The organism is Acetomicrobium sp. S15 = DSM 107314, assembly GCF_016125955.1.
GTDB classification, from domain to species: Bacteria; Synergistota; Synergistia; order Synergistales; family Thermosynergistaceae; genus Thermosynergistes; species Thermosynergistes pyruvativorans.
On sequence record NZ_JADEVE010000221.1, the window covers coordinates 12747 to 28643 of the forward strand.

At 52.5% G+C, this 15897-nt stretch carries 15 protein-coding genes, 1 tRNA gene and 1 riboswitch; of the genes, 5 read left to right on the plus strand and 11 right to left on the minus strand.

The annotated features are described in order from the left end of the window. Positions 1–14: 14 nt before the first annotated feature. The 8 genes from EZM41_RS06365 to EZM41_RS06400 all read right to left on the minus strand — a co-directional run bounded on the left by EZM41_RS06365 (position 15) and on the right by EZM41_RS06400 (position 9704). A complete protein-coding gene (locus EZM41_RS06365) occupies positions 15–1004 on the minus strand; it encodes an ornithine cyclodeaminase family protein (RefSeq protein ID WP_198470292.1) in 990 nt (329 codons plus the stop codon). 22 nt (positions 1005–1026) lie between these two features. Next, complete coding sequence (locus tag EZM41_RS06370; RefSeq protein WP_198470293.1) at positions 1027–2163, minus strand: NAD(P)/FAD-dependent oxidoreductase; 1137 nt, start codon at positions 2161–2163, stop codon at positions 1027–1029. Between the two features lie 106 nt (positions 2164–2269). Continuing rightward, on the minus strand, positions 2270–3430 hold the full coding sequence (locus EZM41_RS06375; protein ID WP_198470294.1) for an NAD(P)/FAD-dependent oxidoreductase: 1161 nt from the start codon (positions 3428–3430) through the stop codon (positions 2270–2272). Then, on the minus strand, positions 3427–5502 hold the full coding sequence (locus EZM41_RS06380; RefSeq protein ID WP_198470295.1) for a 2Fe-2S iron-sulfur cluster-binding protein: 2076 nt from the start codon (positions 5500–5502) through the stop codon (positions 3427–3429). Before EZM41_RS06380 ends, EZM41_RS06375 begins: the two co-directional genes overlap by 4 nt. Positions 5503–5854: 352 nt before the next feature. Next, the gene (locus EZM41_RS06385; protein ID WP_198470296.1) at positions 5855–7084 is read right to left on the minus strand and encodes an amidohydrolase family protein; all 1230 of its coding nucleotides are present in this window, start codon (positions 7082–7084) and stop codon (positions 5855–5857) included. Between the two features lie 51 nt (positions 7085–7135). Next, entirely contained in the window at positions 7136–8524 is a 1389-nt protein-coding gene (locus tag EZM41_RS06390) for a sodium:solute symporter family protein (protein WP_198470297.1), read from the minus strand. Between the two features lie 521 nt (positions 8525–9045). Then, entirely contained in the window at positions 9046–9456 is a 411-nt protein-coding gene (locus EZM41_RS06395) for an ImmA/IrrE family metallo-endopeptidase (RefSeq protein WP_198470298.1), read from the minus strand. A 95-nt stretch (positions 9457–9551) separates the two neighbouring features. After that, positions 9552–9704, minus strand: a complete 153-nt coding sequence (locus EZM41_RS06400) for a hypothetical protein (RefSeq protein WP_198470299.1) — start codon at positions 9702–9704, stop codon at positions 9552–9554. Between the two features lie 252 nt (positions 9705–9956). Here EZM41_RS06400 and EZM41_RS06405 point away from each other — a divergent pair. Beyond that, a tRNA-Thr gene (locus EZM41_RS06405) sits at positions 9957–10032 on the plus strand. 71 nt (positions 10033–10103) lie between these two features. Here the strand turns inward: EZM41_RS06405 and EZM41_RS06410 are convergent. Next, the gene (locus EZM41_RS06410) at positions 10104–10559 is read right to left on the minus strand and encodes a pyridoxamine 5'-phosphate oxidase family protein (protein ID WP_198470300.1); all 456 of its coding nucleotides are present in this window, start codon (positions 10557–10559) and stop codon (positions 10104–10106) included. A gap of 234 nt (positions 10560–10793) precedes the next feature. Between EZM41_RS06410 and EZM41_RS06415 the strand changes: the two genes are divergently transcribed. Beyond that, positions 10794–11726: a hydroxyacid dehydrogenase gene (locus EZM41_RS06415; protein WP_198470301.1), complete on the plus strand. Its 933-nt coding sequence runs from the start codon at positions 10794–10796 to the stop codon at positions 11724–11726. A 144-nt stretch (positions 11727–11870) separates the two neighbouring features. Continuing rightward, a complete protein-coding gene (locus EZM41_RS14180) occupies positions 11871–12002 on the plus strand; it encodes a hypothetical protein (protein WP_269778872.1) in 132 nt (43 codons plus the stop codon). Here EZM41_RS14180 and EZM41_RS06420 read toward each other — a convergent pair. Both EZM41_RS06420 and EZM41_RS06425 read right to left on the minus strand, forming a co-directional pair. Further along, the gene (locus EZM41_RS06420) at positions 11999–12442 is read right to left on the minus strand and encodes an MOSC domain-containing protein (protein ID WP_198470302.1); all 444 of its coding nucleotides are present in this window, start codon (positions 12440–12442) and stop codon (positions 11999–12001) included. The two genes, EZM41_RS14180 and EZM41_RS06420, sit on opposite strands and share 4 nt — an antisense overlap. Positions 12443–12484: 42 nt before the next feature. After that, entirely contained in the window at positions 12485–13201 is a 717-nt protein-coding gene (locus EZM41_RS06425) for an SIMPL domain-containing protein (RefSeq protein ID WP_198470303.1), read from the minus strand. Positions 13202–13413: 212 nt separating this feature from the next. After that, positions 13414–13537: riboswitch (molybdenum cofactor riboswitch) on the plus strand. Between EZM41_RS06425 and EZM41_RS06430 the strand changes: the two genes are divergently transcribed. Together EZM41_RS06430 and EZM41_RS06435 are read left to right on the plus strand one after the other, a co-directional pair. After that, on the plus strand, positions 13530–14222 hold the full coding sequence (locus EZM41_RS06430) for a response regulator (protein WP_198470304.1): 693 nt from the start codon (positions 13530–13532) through the stop codon (positions 14220–14222). (Overlaps the previous riboswitch by 8 nt.) A gap of 130 nt (positions 14223–14352) precedes the next feature. Then, positions 14353–15786 (plus strand): aldehyde dehydrogenase family protein, encoded by a 1434-nt coding sequence (locus EZM41_RS06435; RefSeq protein ID WP_198470305.1) that lies wholly within the window; start codon positions 14353–14355, stop codon positions 15784–15786. Positions 15787–15897 lie beyond the last annotated feature (111 nt).

A 15897-nucleotide genomic window follows, 5' to 3' on the forward strand; every position in this document is an offset into this window, starting at 1 on the left:
CTTTATGTACCTTTTTACAGGGAGACCTCTAAGCCCACCTTCGCTTCGAGAGCCCTCTTGTAGATCTCCCTGGCAGTGACTACGTCCTGGACTCCTATCCCCACCGTCTTGAAGACTGTTATTTCTTCATCATTGCTGCGCCCCCTTGTGTGTGCGGCCACCAGCTCTCCTATCTCTCCTGAGATGATAGAGGCGTCAAAAAACCCTTCTTTAATGGGTATGATGAAGTCGCCCGCCTCCGATAACACCGCTTCCCGCGAATCCACGAACACCCTGTCGGCCCTCTTGAGGAGGTCTGGGGGGAGCTCTTGCATTTGAGGCGTATATGAACCTATGCCGTTGACATGAGCGCCGTCCTTGACTTTGGCTCCGGGGAAGACTGGCGCCTTGGAAGTGGTGACCGTGGTTATCACATCGGCGCCATCTACGGCCTCTTCGGGCGCCCTTGCAAGCGCAATTCTCACGCCCCTTTTGCCCCATTTCTCTCCCGCGCTTCGGACAAGGCTTTGAGCTCTGGTAACGTCAACATCGAAGACCCTTATCTCCTTCAGCCCTCTGACGGTCAACATGGCCTCAAGTTGGTAGAGGGCCTGTCCTCCAGCTCCGATTATGGCGCCCACCGCTGCATCTTTGCGAGATAGGAGGTCTGTGGCTGCTCCTGCAGCTGCCCCGGTGCGAAGCTGCGTGAGGTACGTACCGTCCATGATCGCGCATACTTCTCCGGTCTGTGGCTCCAAGAGCACCATTGTAGCTGGGACCGCCGGGCGCCCGACCTTCACGTTGTTGGGAAATACGGATACGATTTTAACTCCCAGGGACTCCGTCTCCTCGACGTAGGCGGGCATAAAGAGCGCTCCTCCAGCGTATTTCGGCACGCCGATGTTGGTCCTCAAGGGCACAGCCGCCTTCCCTTCGGAGAAGAGCTTGAAGGCGAGTTTTACGGCCTCTATGGCCTCCTTCATGGAATAGACCCTTTGCATCTCTTCTTTCTTGAGCAGAAGCACTCGGCATACCTCCTTGCTCTTATTAAATACAGGCCGGCTCGAAAAAGAGATCGCCCTCCTCGAAGCGGCTGTAGCGAAAGGGAGATACGTCTATGAACGGTTCTTCGCCACAGACGATTTCAGCCATGATTCGCCCTATGGATGGGGCAAATTGCAGGCCATGGCCGCTCCATCCGCAGTCCAAGAAGAAGCCCTCCACAGGGGTAGCTCCCACTACGGCTTGCGAGTCAGGCGTTACGTCATAAGTGCCCGCCCACTGCCGCACAACCCTGACACCCGCCAGGGAAGGCATCTTCGAGAGCACTCTCTTAGTCGCTTCGTGCAGGAATTCCCAAGAGCTTTCGTCGCTGATCTCCTTTATGTCTAAAGGGTTTCCCCACCCTAATATGAACGTCCCATTTGGGCACTGTTTCCAATAACTGCCGTCGTCCATGCACAGCACGAAGGGGTGCCTTATGCGCTCAACAGGCTCGGTTACCAAGAGTTGATGCCTTTCAGGCGTTATCGGAACGTAGAGCCCCACCCATGAGGCTATATGTGCGCTCCACGGCCCCGCTGCGCAGATTACGGCTTCAGCGTGGCAATCGCCAATGGCGGTTTGCACCCCCCTCACTCTGTCCTTCCAGCGCAGGAGTCCTGCAACCGGTGTCTCGGCATAGATTTCGGCGCCGAGACGCTTTGCGGCGTGGGCGTAGGCGAAGGTAAGCGTGTGAGGATTTATGTGCCCGTCCTTAGGGCACCAGCTCGCCCCCAACATGCCACGTACGTCGAGAGCGGGGGCCACCTCCTTTATTTCTTCGGGCGATAGGATGGACGACGGGATGCCCAAAGAATTTTGCAGCGACACATTTTTTTCGAGCTGTTGGAGCTGCGCCTCGCTATACGTGATCCAAAGATACCCCGATTGTTCAAATTCGAGTGGAAAGGGAGGGTCTAATTCCTCTTTCAGGGAGGCCAGATGCTCGAGGTTGTATATGGCCAAACGGCAGTTCACCTCCGTGCCGAACTGGTGCCTGGCTCCGGCCGCACTCCTGCCGCTCGCCCCGGAGGATAGATAACTCCTCTCGAAGAGGGCGCAGCGCACGCCCTTTTTGGCCAAGTGATAGGCTATGGAACAGCCGTGAACACCTCCGCCTATTATCGCCACATCGACAACCATGCCTAAAGTTCCTTCCTTAAACATTTATTTTGGGATTATTTTAGTAAGACAGATGGCAATGTCAAGCTCACCGAGCGCCTGCGATTTGCTCCTTTGTGTAGAATGCCTACCGGAGCGCCTCCTGGCGTGCAAAGGCGCGGTATGGGGAGAGGATCTCCAATGTTTCCCGGTCCTCGGGCGTGAGTCTGTGAGTCAACATGCGCGATAGGAGTTCTCCGAGGCCTGGCCCGAGCATTACCCCCTGCCCGCACATCCCTATCGCCATGAGATATCCTTCCACTTCCTCGCTCCAACCCACGAGCGGGGAGCCGTCCGGCGTCATAGGGTAAAGGCCGCGCCACTGCCTTCGCACACGCAGGTTTGAAAGCCTCGGCATGATCCTGATCATTCGCCTGGCCGCCTGCGGCAGAAAAGCGCTCGTCTCTCGTCTGTCCTCTCCCCAGATGAGGGGATCGGGGGTGAAGTTGAAGGTAAATTGACCGCTGGCGAGCTGGTGAAAGTAGAGATTGGCTGACCCTGGAACCGGCCGGATGTCAACCACCATCGGGTCAAGGAAGTGAGCCACCGGCTCGCTCACCCCGGCCTCGTGGCAGTCGGGTCGCACTGGATGTTCAAAGCCGAGCATCGCGCCGACCTCGCGCGCCCACGGGCCTGCGGCGTTGACCACCACGTCGGTGCCGTAATCGCCCTTATTCGTGCGCACCGACCGCACCCTGTCGCCGAGCTTTATAAGTTCCACCACGCGCTCGTTCAGGTGGAATTCGGCTCCATGGCGGCGCGCCTCGTCGTAAAAGGCGCGGTTTAAAAGCAAGGGTGAACAGTGCCCGTCGTCGGGGGAATAGGTTCCGCCGATCAACCCTTGCGGGTTTAAGTCGGGCACGATCTCCAGAAGCCCTTCTGCGTCATGCCAATCGATGTTGAGTCCATAGCGATGCTGGATTTCGAGGAGGTCTTTCAAGGTCCTCTCCTCGCGATGGGTGTAAGCGACGAAGAGATAGCCGCCCGGTCGCCACTCCACGTCGTGGCCGTGTGTCTCCCGCCACGTGGAGATGATCTCGATCGAGCGCAGGCAGAGCCTTATCTTTGCCGGGTCGGAGTGGGTGGCGCGCACGCCGCCGATGGCCGCCTTGTTCGACCCCTGTCCCACACTCGAAAACTTGTCCAAGACGAGCACGCTGAGGCCGGCTTTGGCCATGGCAAATGCCGCAGGCATCCCTACGCTCCCTGCCCCGATGACGACTACGTCGTAGTGGCTCTTGCGCTTCATTTCTCGTCACTCGCCCCTGCAAACGAGCTCAGAGGCACCTCCAAAAAGAGCGGCCGCCTGACGTAGTCGGTGACGCTTTCAAGCGGGACGCCTTCCTCGAGAAAGAGGCGCTTTATGATGGGGCCGCAAACCTTTCCGCCGCATGATCCCATCCCGGCTCGCGTCGCTGCCTTGATCTCGTTCATGTCCCGACACCCCTCTCGGATGAGCTTCCTGATCTCCTCGACCGTCACCCGTTCGCACCGGCAGGCGATCTCGTCGTCCGCAAGCCTGGATTTGACTTCAGGAAGCGGCACAGATGCCTCTGGCGCCTGTACTCGCACTCCGGCTATCTCTTCGGCGAAAGCCCTCGGGCTTTTGAGCTCAAGGAGCAGAGTTCGGTCGTTCTTTGGGATCGCCTTTACCTCCGTCACCTCGACCTCCCCGAGCGGGTTGCCTTCTTCGTCCACCGCTGTGACGATATCTCCGACGTTGAGGCTTTTCTTTGAGAGTTCGTAGGGCAGGGTGACGGTGGGCCACTCCAGGTCCTTGCGGTAGTCCACGAGTGCGATCGCCAGCCCAGGGCATACCACGACGCACCGCTCGCAGCCGATGCAGCTTTTGTCGCCTTCGACGAGCTCCGGAACCTTTCGGATGTCCTCCAGGTCGATGTGGATGAGCCCTCGCGGGCATGCCGAGACGCAAGGATTGCAGGGGATCTCTTGGCGGCAGTGGATCACCGGAAAGACCCCACCTTCGTGGTGTGGGGTGCGTTTCGGCAGGCATAATCCGGGCTTGGAGGCTAAAACTTCCGCCATGTCCTCTAACTCCTTCGAGACTTCGACATCCTCAAACCCCAGAGCGGAAGCTATCTTTAAGCCGGCTATCTCGCCGGATATGATGGCAGCAGAGGCCTCGGCGATCTCTTTGGCATCGCCGGCGGCGAAGGCCGTCATCCCGAACTCCAAGGCCTTCCGGTAGAATTCGTCCACCGGGTCCAGGCCCACCGCAACTAACAGCGTGTCGCAGGCGAAGGCCTTCTCCGTTCCCGGGATGGGGTTAAATTTTTCGTCCACCTGGGCGATGGTCACAGATTCCACTTGATCCTCGCCGTCTGCGGAGATGACGGTGTGAGAGGTGTAGATGGGAACGCCAAGGCGTGCGAGCTTGTCGCGGTGCACCTTGTAGCCGCCGCATTCGGGTAAGGCCTCGGCTAAGCCCGCCACCTGAATCCCGGCCTGGATGGCATGGTAGCCGGCGATGAGGCCGACGTTTCCTCCTCCCACGATGAAGAGCCGTTCGGCCGCCTTCACGAGGTCGCGGTTCACCAAGGTCTGGAACGCGCCGGCGCCGTAGACGCCCGGCAGAGTATTCCCGCGAAACACGAGGGACCTCTCTCTCGCTCCGGTTGAAACCAAAAGCACCTCGGGCTCGATTAAGACGTAATCTCTCCCGTTGCGCAGAATGCCCACTTTGTGATCGCTGAATACGGCCAAGGCGGCTGAGTTGAGCCACACCTCGACTGACGGGAAGGCGCGCACCTCCTCCTCCAATTTGGCGGCTATGTCTATACCTCGCGTGCCGGCGTAAACTGCGTCGCTTGAGCCGAAGAATCGATGCGTCTGGAGGACGAGCTTTCCTCCGAGGGAGAGCTTGTCTTCTACGATGAGGGTTTTTATGCTGCGCCTGCCGAGCTCGATCGCAGCCGAAAGGCCGGCTGGTCCTCCGCCTATGATGAGAGCTTGGACTTCGACCTTCTCGGTCTCGCGCATGAGGGGCACGGAATCCACTTTAGGGAGTTCGGGCAAGCCGCATACGGGCTCAACCCGCATCCCCGGCCGCACTGCGGTCATGCAGGCCTTGAGCGGTTTTCCATCAGCTATCACGAGACACTGGGCGCACTGGCCGTTGGCGCAGAAGATCCCTTGGGGCGAGCCGTCCTTCTGATAGTTGCCGAAAATGCGGATGCCGTTTGCAAAGAGCGCCGCTGCGATGGTCTCCCCCTCGTAGGCTTGGAGTTTTTCGCCCAAGAACGCAAACTCAAACGACCTTTTTCGCTCTACCTTAAGGATCGGGTGTTCTTCGATCCGCATGTATACCACCTCTTGAGCCTAAGGCGCATTCTCCCATCTCAACCGCTACTTGGCCAGAATTTTTCGGCATTTACACAAACGAAGAATAACATACATGCCTCCTGCATCTCTTTTGGAAGACTTGATCCTACACAGAATTCTATATATGAGCTTGCTCGTAAAAATGCTACGATAATGTTACGGTAATGGAAATGACATGAGTTTGTAGGAGTGGCAAATCCCAATGCCGTCTTCTGTGACATTTGGCAAAATCACATCTTTAAACGTTAGAATTACCGTCCGTACTCCAGCAAAACCAATCCATTGCGATTGATCGATTACTGGCCATGCCCATTGGTAATTTTACAATGAATCAGATGGTATTCTTGATGAAGTTACCCCCTTGCATAATGACACAAATTCTATCTCTATCTTGGAATAATTTAATTTCTTTTAACGGATCCCCATCGACGACAATGATGTCTGCTATCTTATTTGGTTCAATAGTTCCAATTTTATCCTCCATACGAAGTATCTGCGAGTTTGTTCTCGTAGCAGATACTATTGCACCCATAGGTCCGAGCACTCGTGACTTTAGTTCCAATTCCATTCCCTTATACGGTTGACCGGGTCCAATGACGTCAGATCCCGATCCAATTATAACTCTCTCAAGGTGGGCATTTGATACCGCTTCAAGGGCAGTATCGTAGACCATCTTCATCTTTCGCAAGAAATATCCTGGAACGCCGAATTCTTCTCCTCTCCTGACGATAACTTCATATGTCGTTAAGGTTGGGACATACCAACATCCCACCTCGCGCAGTAATTTAGCTGTATCACGATCCATGAAATTGCCATGTTCTATACTTCGAATGCCCGCCTTTGCAGCGTTTTGTATACTGCGATTAGAGTAACAATGTGCCATAGCATATTTACCAGCTGATTCAGCTTCATAGGCGGCCGCTTCCAATTCCTCTAAGCTATATTGACAAGCATCGGGCTCATCCGCAGGGCTTGCGCATCCACCAGCAGCCATTACCTTAACATGGTCAACGCCCCGACGAAGCTGCTCTCTTGCAGCCCTTCTTACCTCGCTCACGCCATCGCATATGACGGAACAGCCTAATATCTCTTCGTAGGGATATCTTCTATCGGTGGGCAAGCGAGGATCGCCATGCCCTCCGGTCATCGAAAGAGACAAGCCGCTTACCTTTAAACGAGGTCCTTTGATTAATCCTTGTTTTTGTGCCTCTCTAAATCCAGCATCTATTCCTCCAGCATCTCGGCAAGTGGTAAAACCCTGGCATAAAGCGTCTTCCATAATTTTCAGCGCCTTGATAACTAACATGCTGGAGTGGTTTCGCCTGGGCTGCTCATTATTGTCCAGGTCGAAAAGACCGACATGAATATGGGCATCTATCAGGCCGGGGAGGAGTGTCTTGCCGTTACAATTGATAGCTTCAGCATTAGATGGGATATGTTGTGGAATGCCTTCAACAACTTCGCGAATGATATTGCCTTCGACAATGACAGTAGCTGGGTATACCGGATCGCCTCCGTTTCCATCGATGAGGGTTGCATCACGAAAAACCACGAGTGCCACTTGAAACACCTCCTATTTGTATCAAATAGACCTTAAAAATTGTGAGCAACACTACTGCCTTGCCAACTTATTTCTGTAAGATATGGTACCAACGATTATCAAAGTAATAATTGCCGTGGGTATAGAAATTACGCCACTTTCTAAGCCGAATGGTTTCCCTAATATCTCCCACACGACGGTAACAGTTCCTCCAACGATCATTGTAGTTATGCCAGCAGCTGGCGTCGCTTTTTTCCAGATAAGTGCAGCTAACAAGACCGTTGTAATAGCTGCTCCATACATGGTATACGAGTACATCTGAACTGCGAGGACTGTAGGGAAAAATTGCACAAGAACATAACCTAATAAAGCTACACCTATCACGCCAAATCTGGACAAGCGCAATAAATGCTTGTCTGAGGCCTTTGGATTAATGAAACGATAGTATATATCGTAAACAAGGTTAGTGGCAGTCATAAGAACATAAGAGGTGCCGGTGGTTACCACAAAAGCCGTTATCGCCGCAACAGCTACTCCCCCAATGACAGTCGGCATAATTTTAGCCGATAGGGTTATTAATGCCTGGCCAGCGGGGATATTGGGGAATAAAGCCCGTGCGGCTGAAGCACCAAAGGCTACCGCTGGGTATGTCACCACTATCCCGAAAAGCCATCCCATCGCGCCATAGCGTGCATGCCTTTCGTCTTTGGCGGCGAAAAATCGCGTGTACATATTCTGATCGCCCATTACTAAAAAAAGTGTAGGTAAAATATAACCAATTAGCTTTATCGGCGATGGCCCGCCAAAGCTTAAATGCTCTTTAGGTAGTAAAGATGACAAATGAGCCCATCCGCCTGAAATATGTATAGCTATGGGAACGCCTACAAGCAGGCCTGTCAACATAAGAATGGCGCCTAAAAAATCGGTGTACGCGACAGAAAAGAGCCCTCCAGTGAAACCTATGAACGTTATAACGATAAGCGCTATTATCGTTCCTGCCGGAACAGATACCCCAAGCGTTGCATTTAATACGAAAGCCACCCCTGTGAATTGATATGAGAGAATGCCTAAATATGCAATCATCATAATGATGCTGGCAATTAAACGAGCGGCACTACCATAAGTAGCTTCTATTATGTCAGCTGCACTCTCTTTCCCTAATCTCCTTATCTTTGTTGCAAGGAAGTATAAAACTATAACCCCTAAGGGTGATGAAAACACCGATTGTATGATAGCAAACCAGGGCCCGTATAGATATGCCAGGGAATTTGGTCCACCCACAACCGTTCCGGAGCCCATCCAGGTTGCCATGAGTGTCCCTGCCAGTACTATGCCTGACAAACTGCGGCCAGCGATGATAAAATCTTCACGAGTCTTTACCCTTTTTACAAAGTAGTAGCCAACGATCGTTATTAAAACAAAATAACCTATAACACACCAGAAAGCGAAACTTATATTCATTTTTCTCACCCCTCTTTACTTTTAGGTTGTCTCAAAAGCTCACTTTGCTAAAAGAATAATCAACGACCCTCACTAATCTCCCGCGTCTTTTAATCATTGTTTCCCTGAAGGTTGTCACCCCCTTTAGTAATTTTTCCTATGTTTCTGGGACTGGCTATACAAGAATTATTGCTAAAATTAGTTGTTCTGCGTTACTTCGATTAAAATTAAAGTAAGGTAAAGTTGTCAACATACTCCTGTTAGCTAATGTTCTTTAAATACCATTATTAAGGCTATTAGTTTTTTGGAAGTCATGTAACGATTGAGCCTGATTATATTTCAACCCTTTACCTAAACTACAGAAAATTAAAGCACGTATGGCTCAGAGTGTCAAGTCTGAATTATCAGGAAATTCGGCCTTTTGCTGCCGTTTTAGCGGGAAATTGGCTATATATTCCATTTTCTTGAAATCGCTTTAGTTTTCTCTATTTTTCTGCGAATCCATGTTGAAACTGAAAGCAATTTAAAGAGGTTAAATTCCCTTACACACGAGGCCCAGTTCTTTTAGGCGTATCTCCATGGCCTGCATGGACACCATTTAGCGGCGGGCCAAACCTTGGCGTATATTTGTGCGCCTCGTGGGCAAGTGTTACCTTCGGCATCAGAAGCTCAGCAGCAAAGATATTTACTTCGCGCTCCTTCTTCGCGTCGGGTCTAAAAGCAATGCTGTGTCTGGTGCTGCAAGAATCTTCGAAGAACGAAACCGAGCTGTCGTGCCTCAGCACGAAGTGCCCGATCTCGTGCGCCAGCGAAAACCTCTGCCTGTAGGCGGAGCGCTTCGCGTTGACGGCGATGACCGGCTTCCCCGGCCTGGTGTGAACGAGCATCGCGTCTATCGTTTCGGCCTTGCCCTCGATGACGTCTATGTCGAGGCGTCTTACCGCTGCGGCCAACAGCGACGGTATGTCAGGGCGCCAAGCTCCGCATAGAGCCTGCGCGCCGCTATCTTGGGGTCCATGCTCCGCACCGCCTCTTGAAGCGCTTCCCTTTAAGCCTTCGCTCTCTCGTTCACGGCCCGCAGGGCATACGACAGCGTATCCACCATGAACTTCCTGTTGACCTTGGAGAGCCTCTCCCAGTTCGATATGACGCCCCGCAGGTTCGCCACTATCTCGACGTAGCGTTTGGCCAGGATGCTCAAAAGCTTTTCCAGCTCTGCCGTGAGCTTGTCAGTTTCTCTATGGGGACGTTTAACTCGAGTTTAACAGTTCTGGCCAAGAAATGATGCCACGCAGGGCAAAAACCGCATGGTTGTGGGATTTTTAGTTTCGAAAGCTCAATTTGTGTAATGCTACATCCGCATGTCATATGCACGTTGACGATTTTCGGGTTGGGCGTTAATATCGTGTCGTCTTCGGCTTGGCAAGGGCAATCTGCATGCCGCATTTGAGGTGCCGGTGTAGCTCAATAGGCAGAGCAGCTGACTTGTAATCAGCAGGTTGGCGGTTCGAGTCCGCCCGCCGGCTCCAGCGTAAATGTAGTACGTAAAGCGTGATTAGTAACGCGCGGGAGATGAGGCTCAAGAGACGGCCTTTTTCTTTCAAACGTTTTTCTTCCCAGTGAGCGAGTCGGCACGGATCTTCCAGACCAGCACACGGTCTAAGGCTGCCTCGGGAAACTCGAAGGGGCCTTTCGTGTAATGCTCCATAAAGATCTCAAGCGCCGCGGCTTTTTCGGCGGCATCTTCCACGAGTTCTACCCTTCCTGAGCCCATGACGCTGCGATAGTGCGTTGTCCAGCTGCATGGCACCGGCCCTTCTACAACCTCCCACTCCGATACGACACAAAACGATACGCGGGGGTTTTGGCGGGCAAATTCGACCTTTTTGCCCTCCTTCGCTGAGTGCAGGTAGAGAGTGCCATCTCGCCAGGCGTAATTCATGGGCACTACATAGGGCTCGTTTTCTTTGCAAAGGGCGATGTGGCACACCTTGCCCCTCTTTAAGATTTCCTCTATTTCGGCCGGGTCTTTTATCTCGCGGTCGCTCCTCCTCAAGGTGCTCCCTCCTTGTGTAGTTCTATAGGCAGACATTTTATCTTATTATACGAGATTTGTTCTTTGGACGTGTCGAGTTCTATCGAGATCTAAGGCTAAATCAGCCTTGCGGAGTCGAGCAAGATTGGCCGTAAGTCTGTTATGATAAGCGCAATTGGGGTAGCAAAAAGATGGCTGGTTTGCTATGCTGTTTCAAGTGATAATTGACACGAAGATTTTAGGGAGGCGGAAGTAATGGCAAGTGAAAGGCTTAAGGCTCTCATCATCGATGATATTAATCCTGTGGCGGCGGAGATCCTGGGAAAGTACATGGACGTGACGGTGGACAAAAGGCCATTGAAGACCGAGGAGCTCGCCTCTGTTATTGAGCCGTATCATCTTCTTATGATGCGGGTCTCGGCGAAGATCGGCCCTTCGGTGATCGACAGAGCGCCGAACCTGAAAATAGTCGCCTCGGCCACGGCAGGCCTTGACCATGTCGATCTGAGCTATTGCCGTGAGAAAGGTGTAAAAGTGATAAACGCCGCGGGCGGCAATGCCGAGTCTGTGGCTGAGCTCGCTTTCGGTTTCATGATATCCCTTTTCAGGGAGATTCCGAGGGCCAGCAAGGATGTCAAATCCGGAGTATGGAATCGGGCGGCCTATAACGGCAGAGAGTTGTTGGGAAAGACCCTCGGCCTCGTGGCTGTCGGGAACGTCGGAAGGAGAGTAGCAGAGCTTTCCAGGGCCTTCGGCATGAGCGTGCTCGCTTTTGATCCGTATGTATCACAGGAGGCGGCCCGCGAGATGGGCGTAAAGCTCGTAAGTCTGGAAGAGCTTTTGCGGGAAAGCGACGTGATTTCGATTCACGCACCCCTGACGCCGGAAACGCACCACATGATCTCTATCCCTCAGATAGCCATGATGAAAGATGGCGCATATTTGGTGAACGCGGGCAGAGGTGGCATCGTCGATGAGGCGGCGGCTTATGAAGCCCTGAAGAGCGGTAAACTTGCGGGGATGGCGGCTGACGTTATGGAGGTTGAACCGTGCCTCCGTTCTCCCCTTTATGAGCTCGACAACTTCATCGTAACGCCTCACTTTGGTGGCCAGACGCCCGAGGCCCTGAAGAGGATGGCCTCTATCGCTGCAGAGAGGGCGCTCGAGGCATTGGGGCTTAAGGCGTAAGCATCGTTCACGGAACTGCTACAGCCCGGGGTGCGGTTGGTGTTTTCTTAACCCGACTTTCGCGCCCCGGGTTGTATTTTTAGCCGGCTTCCCCATATTTGCGGCTGACAAGTGCGGTGATGGGTAGTTGGTGACGAGGCTGAGATGGATGGTTTGATCGGCTTTGAGAGCGTTGGTTATGCAGCCTTGATGAGCAGAATGGGAGCGTTTTTCATGAGCAGCGGAAGCGGAGGCAATAATAACGAACTGTTTCTAAGAGGTGGTGAGATCTCTTAGCGCTTTTTGTCTTCGGTCATGACGACTTCGTCGCCAGGCCTTACGACGCCTCCTTTGAGGACTTGGAGGAAGTAGCCTACTTTGGGCAACAGGCACCACCCTTTGTAGTCATAAGAATGGGGCTCGTCAGGTTTTTTGCCCTTTTCGGCCACGAGCAATATCACTTCGGATCCCACTTTTAGCTTTGCGCCAACGGGAATTTCACTCGGGAGGCCCTCTATGACCAAATTTTCTGCCAGCGAACCCGGCGGGAAGGAAAAGCCCGCCTCTGCCTCGGCAGCCCTTATATCCTCGGCACGCAACAGGCTCACATGGCGGTCTGAGAACCCCCTGTGGGAATCGCCTTCTATACCTTCACCGGCGACGAAGCGTGCCTCGGAAGCGCCCCTTTTTGCTTCTTGCCTTGCCGAACTAATACAGATGGCTAAGACTCGAGCCAACAGGGCACACCCCCGACTCGTAGCGAAGATTCTGCGCCAAAGTCATGGGTTCGTCAGGAAAAATTCCACCGTAGTCACTACGCGGACAGTTTTGTAGTCGGGCGAGCCCCTATCTCTGTCGTCTATTGTGAAGTAGCCTTGATTTGCCCTCCGTATCGCCCCAACATGGCTGCCGGAATCCCTGGCGAACTGCTCCGCCGCTTCTCTGGCGCTTTTAGTCGCTTCGGCGATCATTTCAGGTTTAATATCGTTCAGCTTAGTGAAAGAAAATTCGGTGGCACTGTCTTCGGCGAGGACAATACCTGCGGACACAAGCTCTCCTGCGCGCTCGAGGGCCTTTTTGACGAGGGGAACTTTGGCCGAACGTAGGGTTAGCTTTGTCACAGCCGTATAACGAAACTCCCTGTCCCTGGAGGGATCCATGTAAGGCAGCGACTTTACGTCCGTGATTTGGGGTGGCATGCTCGAAATCTCCGCTTCCTCGAAACCCATCCCCAATAAGAAGTTGTGCACTTTTGCCTTATTAGCGTCCACAAGCTGCTGAAGCCCCTCTAAATCATTCGCTGCATCACGAAAGGATATGTTCCATATAGCCAAGTCCGCCTCCACAATCTTTTCCGAGAGCCCTTTCACCGTGACGAACCGCTCCGCAGATCTGGCCTTGAGCAATGCGCCTCCCACCAAATACCCCGCCACTATGAGGCCTATTGCCAGACAAACCCCCAATGCGAAGGCGGATGAAACTCGCTCATCCCGCACAGCACATCCTCCTCCTTCACCCCGAACATCGTCCTGTTCCTTTATAGTGCAGTTAGACGCTTAGCTCATTTTATCACTTATCTTGAAGGACTATCGCAATATATGGCTTTTCATGTAGTCTTTGCCAGCCTGCACTCTTTTTGGTTGTGGTGCGAAAAGAAATTTTCGAGCGATCAAGGTTGCACGAAAGGCGAGTTTATGCTATTTACATAAAAGTACAAAACCTCCGAGCCTGTTTTGCCTAAGGGCGATCTGTCTATGGCGTCAGGCCGATAGGGCGTCTTTGGAAACGGAGATGTCCTCCCGTGTTTGAAAAGGAGGGAACAATATGCCTTCTCTTGCGGTTCTCATCGCGGACGAAGATCCGATGTTGAGAGCCCTTTATGCGGATTACCTTAAAGGCATCCCGGGTTATGCGTTAGCCGCGGAGGCCGATTTTGGAAGAGCGCTTGACAGCGTCCTGAGGGCGCAGGCCATAGACCTCGTATTGTTGGACATCTTCCTGAAAGGGTTCGGCCAGGTTGAGGGACTTCGCCGGACGAGGGCCCTTTATCCCAGAGTCGACCTGATCGTCCTTTCCGAGGGAAGGGATCCGGATGTAGTGCGCGGCGCCCTGTGTCAAGGGGCTTTTGATTACCTTATAAAACCCTTTACGTTTCAGAGGTTCAAGGCTGCCCTCGAAGCTTACCGAATTTACAATTTGGGTCTGACGCAGCGCAAGGCAGCGTGGCAGCAGGAGGAGCTGGACTGTCTGGTGAGGTCATCAATGAGAGCCCGCACGGTTTGTCCCGTACTCGTCCCGCCCAAGGGAGTACAGGTTAAACTGTTAAACGATGTCATGTCGCTGTTGCGCACCCTCGACAAACCGGTTTCAGCAATAGATTTGGGAAACAAACTTAAGATATCCCGTCCCACGGCCCGCAGGTATCTGGAGCACCTCGTCGATTCAGGGGTGGCGGAGGTGGAATATGCTTTTCGTAGGGTAGGTCGCCCCGTCAAACTTTATCGATTAAAGATATGAACAATAAGAGCTAAAGCGAGCACAAACATCCAAAAACTTTCGATCATGTTCCCCCTGGCGTATTCTTGTAAGCAAGATACTGAATGTATCTCCAGGTTAAAACAATAAGAAGCAGGGGGAATGGCGAATTATGCAAATGATTATAGGAGGCAAGAAAGTTAATTCGAGCGATGGCAGGACGAACAAGGTTTTTAATCCGGCCACGCAGGAATTGCTCGGTACCGTTCCTGTCGCTACTAAAGAAGACATCGAGCATTGTTTGGACATCGCTCAAGAGGGTAAAAAATTGTGGGCCGATACGCCCTTGGTCGAGCGTTCTAAAATTCTCGTCAAATATACAGGTTTGCTCGAAAGCCATAAAAAAGAATTGGCGACGTTGCAAAGCAAAGATATGGGAAAGCCGTTCTCGCAGTGCGTCGGTGAAGTCAATACGGCCATTATGTTGTTCGAAGGGTTTGTGGAAAGGGCGAAGCACCTATACGGAGAGACTGTGCCTGACTGTCAGCCTGGCGCAGAAAAAGACATACTTTTTACCAGAAGGGAACCCTTAGGCGTCATTGCCTGTATCCTTCCCTTTAACTTCCCTACAACTCTCTTTGCCCATAAGGTTGCACCGGCCTTGGCCTCGGGCAATGCGGTTGTCATAAAGCCCTCGTCGGATAACCCTCTCGTAGTTATACGCTTGACGGAGCTATTGTTAGAAGCCGGCGTTCCGGGTAGCGTGGCCCAGGTGATAACAGGCAGCGGGTCGATGGTGGGGAAGATTTTATGCAGCAGCACGAAAGTTAACGCTATTACGCTGACCGGCAGCACAGAAGCCGGCATCGTTGTGATGAGAGATTCTGCAGATGCCCTACATAGAGTAACACTTGAGCTCGGCGGGAATGACCCGATGGTTATTTTCGCCGATGGAGACCTGGAGTTAGCCGTTAACGAAGCTTACAGCGGGAGGATAGCAAATGCCGGCCAAATCTGTTGTTCTCCCAAGAGGTTTATCGTTCAAGAACCAATAGCTAAGGACTTTGCAGACAAGCTTAAAGCCAAGTTTGAAAAAATTGTCAAGGGCGACATCTTGGACCCCAGCACAGAATTAGGTTGTCTAATCAACGAAAACGCCGCTAAAAGAGTCGAGGAGCAGGTCAAATTAACGATACAGCAAGGCGCCAAGTGCATTTGCGGGGGCAAGAGAAACGGGGCGTTCTTTGAGCCGACCATCCTGGTCGATGTCACCCCAGACATGGACGTAGCGAAAGATATGGAGATCTTCGGGCCGGTCTTTCCGATAATCACCTTTAAAACGGAAGAAGAGGCTTTGGCTATCTCTAATAATACCAAATACGGCCTCTGCGCGGGAGTAGTTACCTCGGATGTCAATAAGGGCATCAGGTTCATGTCGAAAGTAGAGGCGGGCACGGTCGTAATTAACGGAAACAGCCGCTATAGACATATCGACCATCGCTTTGGCGGTTATAAAATGAGCGGCATCGGCCGCGAAGGCATACCGTGCACGATAGAAGAGATGACGCAGGTAAAAACCTATGTCTTGAAGGGTATTTTAAAATGATTTTTGATATGCTATAAATAGGGTGGGGTTATTTCGGACTTTGAAAACGCCCCGCTACTATAAGATAATGCCGGTTTTGGATAGCAACGGCTCCGTTTGCAGATCAAACGC

Excerpts from the sequence above, each read along its gene's own strand:
- EZM41_RS06370 (WP_198470293.1), bottom strand. The coding sequence starts at position 2,163 with ATGGTTGTCGATGTGGCGATAATAGGCGGAGGTGTTCACGGCTGTTCC.
- EZM41_RS06375 (WP_198470294.1), bottom strand. The coding sequence starts at position 3,430 with ATGAAGCGCAAGAGCCACTACGACGTAGTCGTCATCGGGGCAGGGAGC.
- EZM41_RS06380 (WP_198470295.1), bottom strand. The coding sequence starts at position 5,502 with ATGCGGATCGAAGAACACCCGATCCTTAAGGTAGAGCGAAAAAGGTCG.
- EZM41_RS06390 (WP_198470297.1), bottom strand. The coding sequence starts at position 8,524 with ATGAATATAAGTTTCGCTTTCTGGTGTGTTATAGGTTATTTTGTTTTA.
- EZM41_RS06415 (WP_198470301.1), top strand. The coding sequence starts at position 10,794 with ATGGCAAGTGAAAGGCTTAAGGCTCTCATCATCGATGATATTAATCCT.
- EZM41_RS14180 (WP_269778872.1), top strand. The coding sequence starts at position 11,871 with ATGGATGGTTTGATCGGCTTTGAGAGCGTTGGTTATGCAGCCTTGATG.
- EZM41_RS06430 (WP_198470304.1), top strand. The coding sequence starts at position 13,530 with ATGCCTTCTCTTGCGGTTCTCATCGCGGACGAAGATCCGATGTTGAGA.
- EZM41_RS06435 (WP_198470305.1), top strand. The coding sequence starts at position 14,353 with ATGCAAATGATTATAGGAGGCAAGAAAGTTAATTCGAGCGATGGCAGG.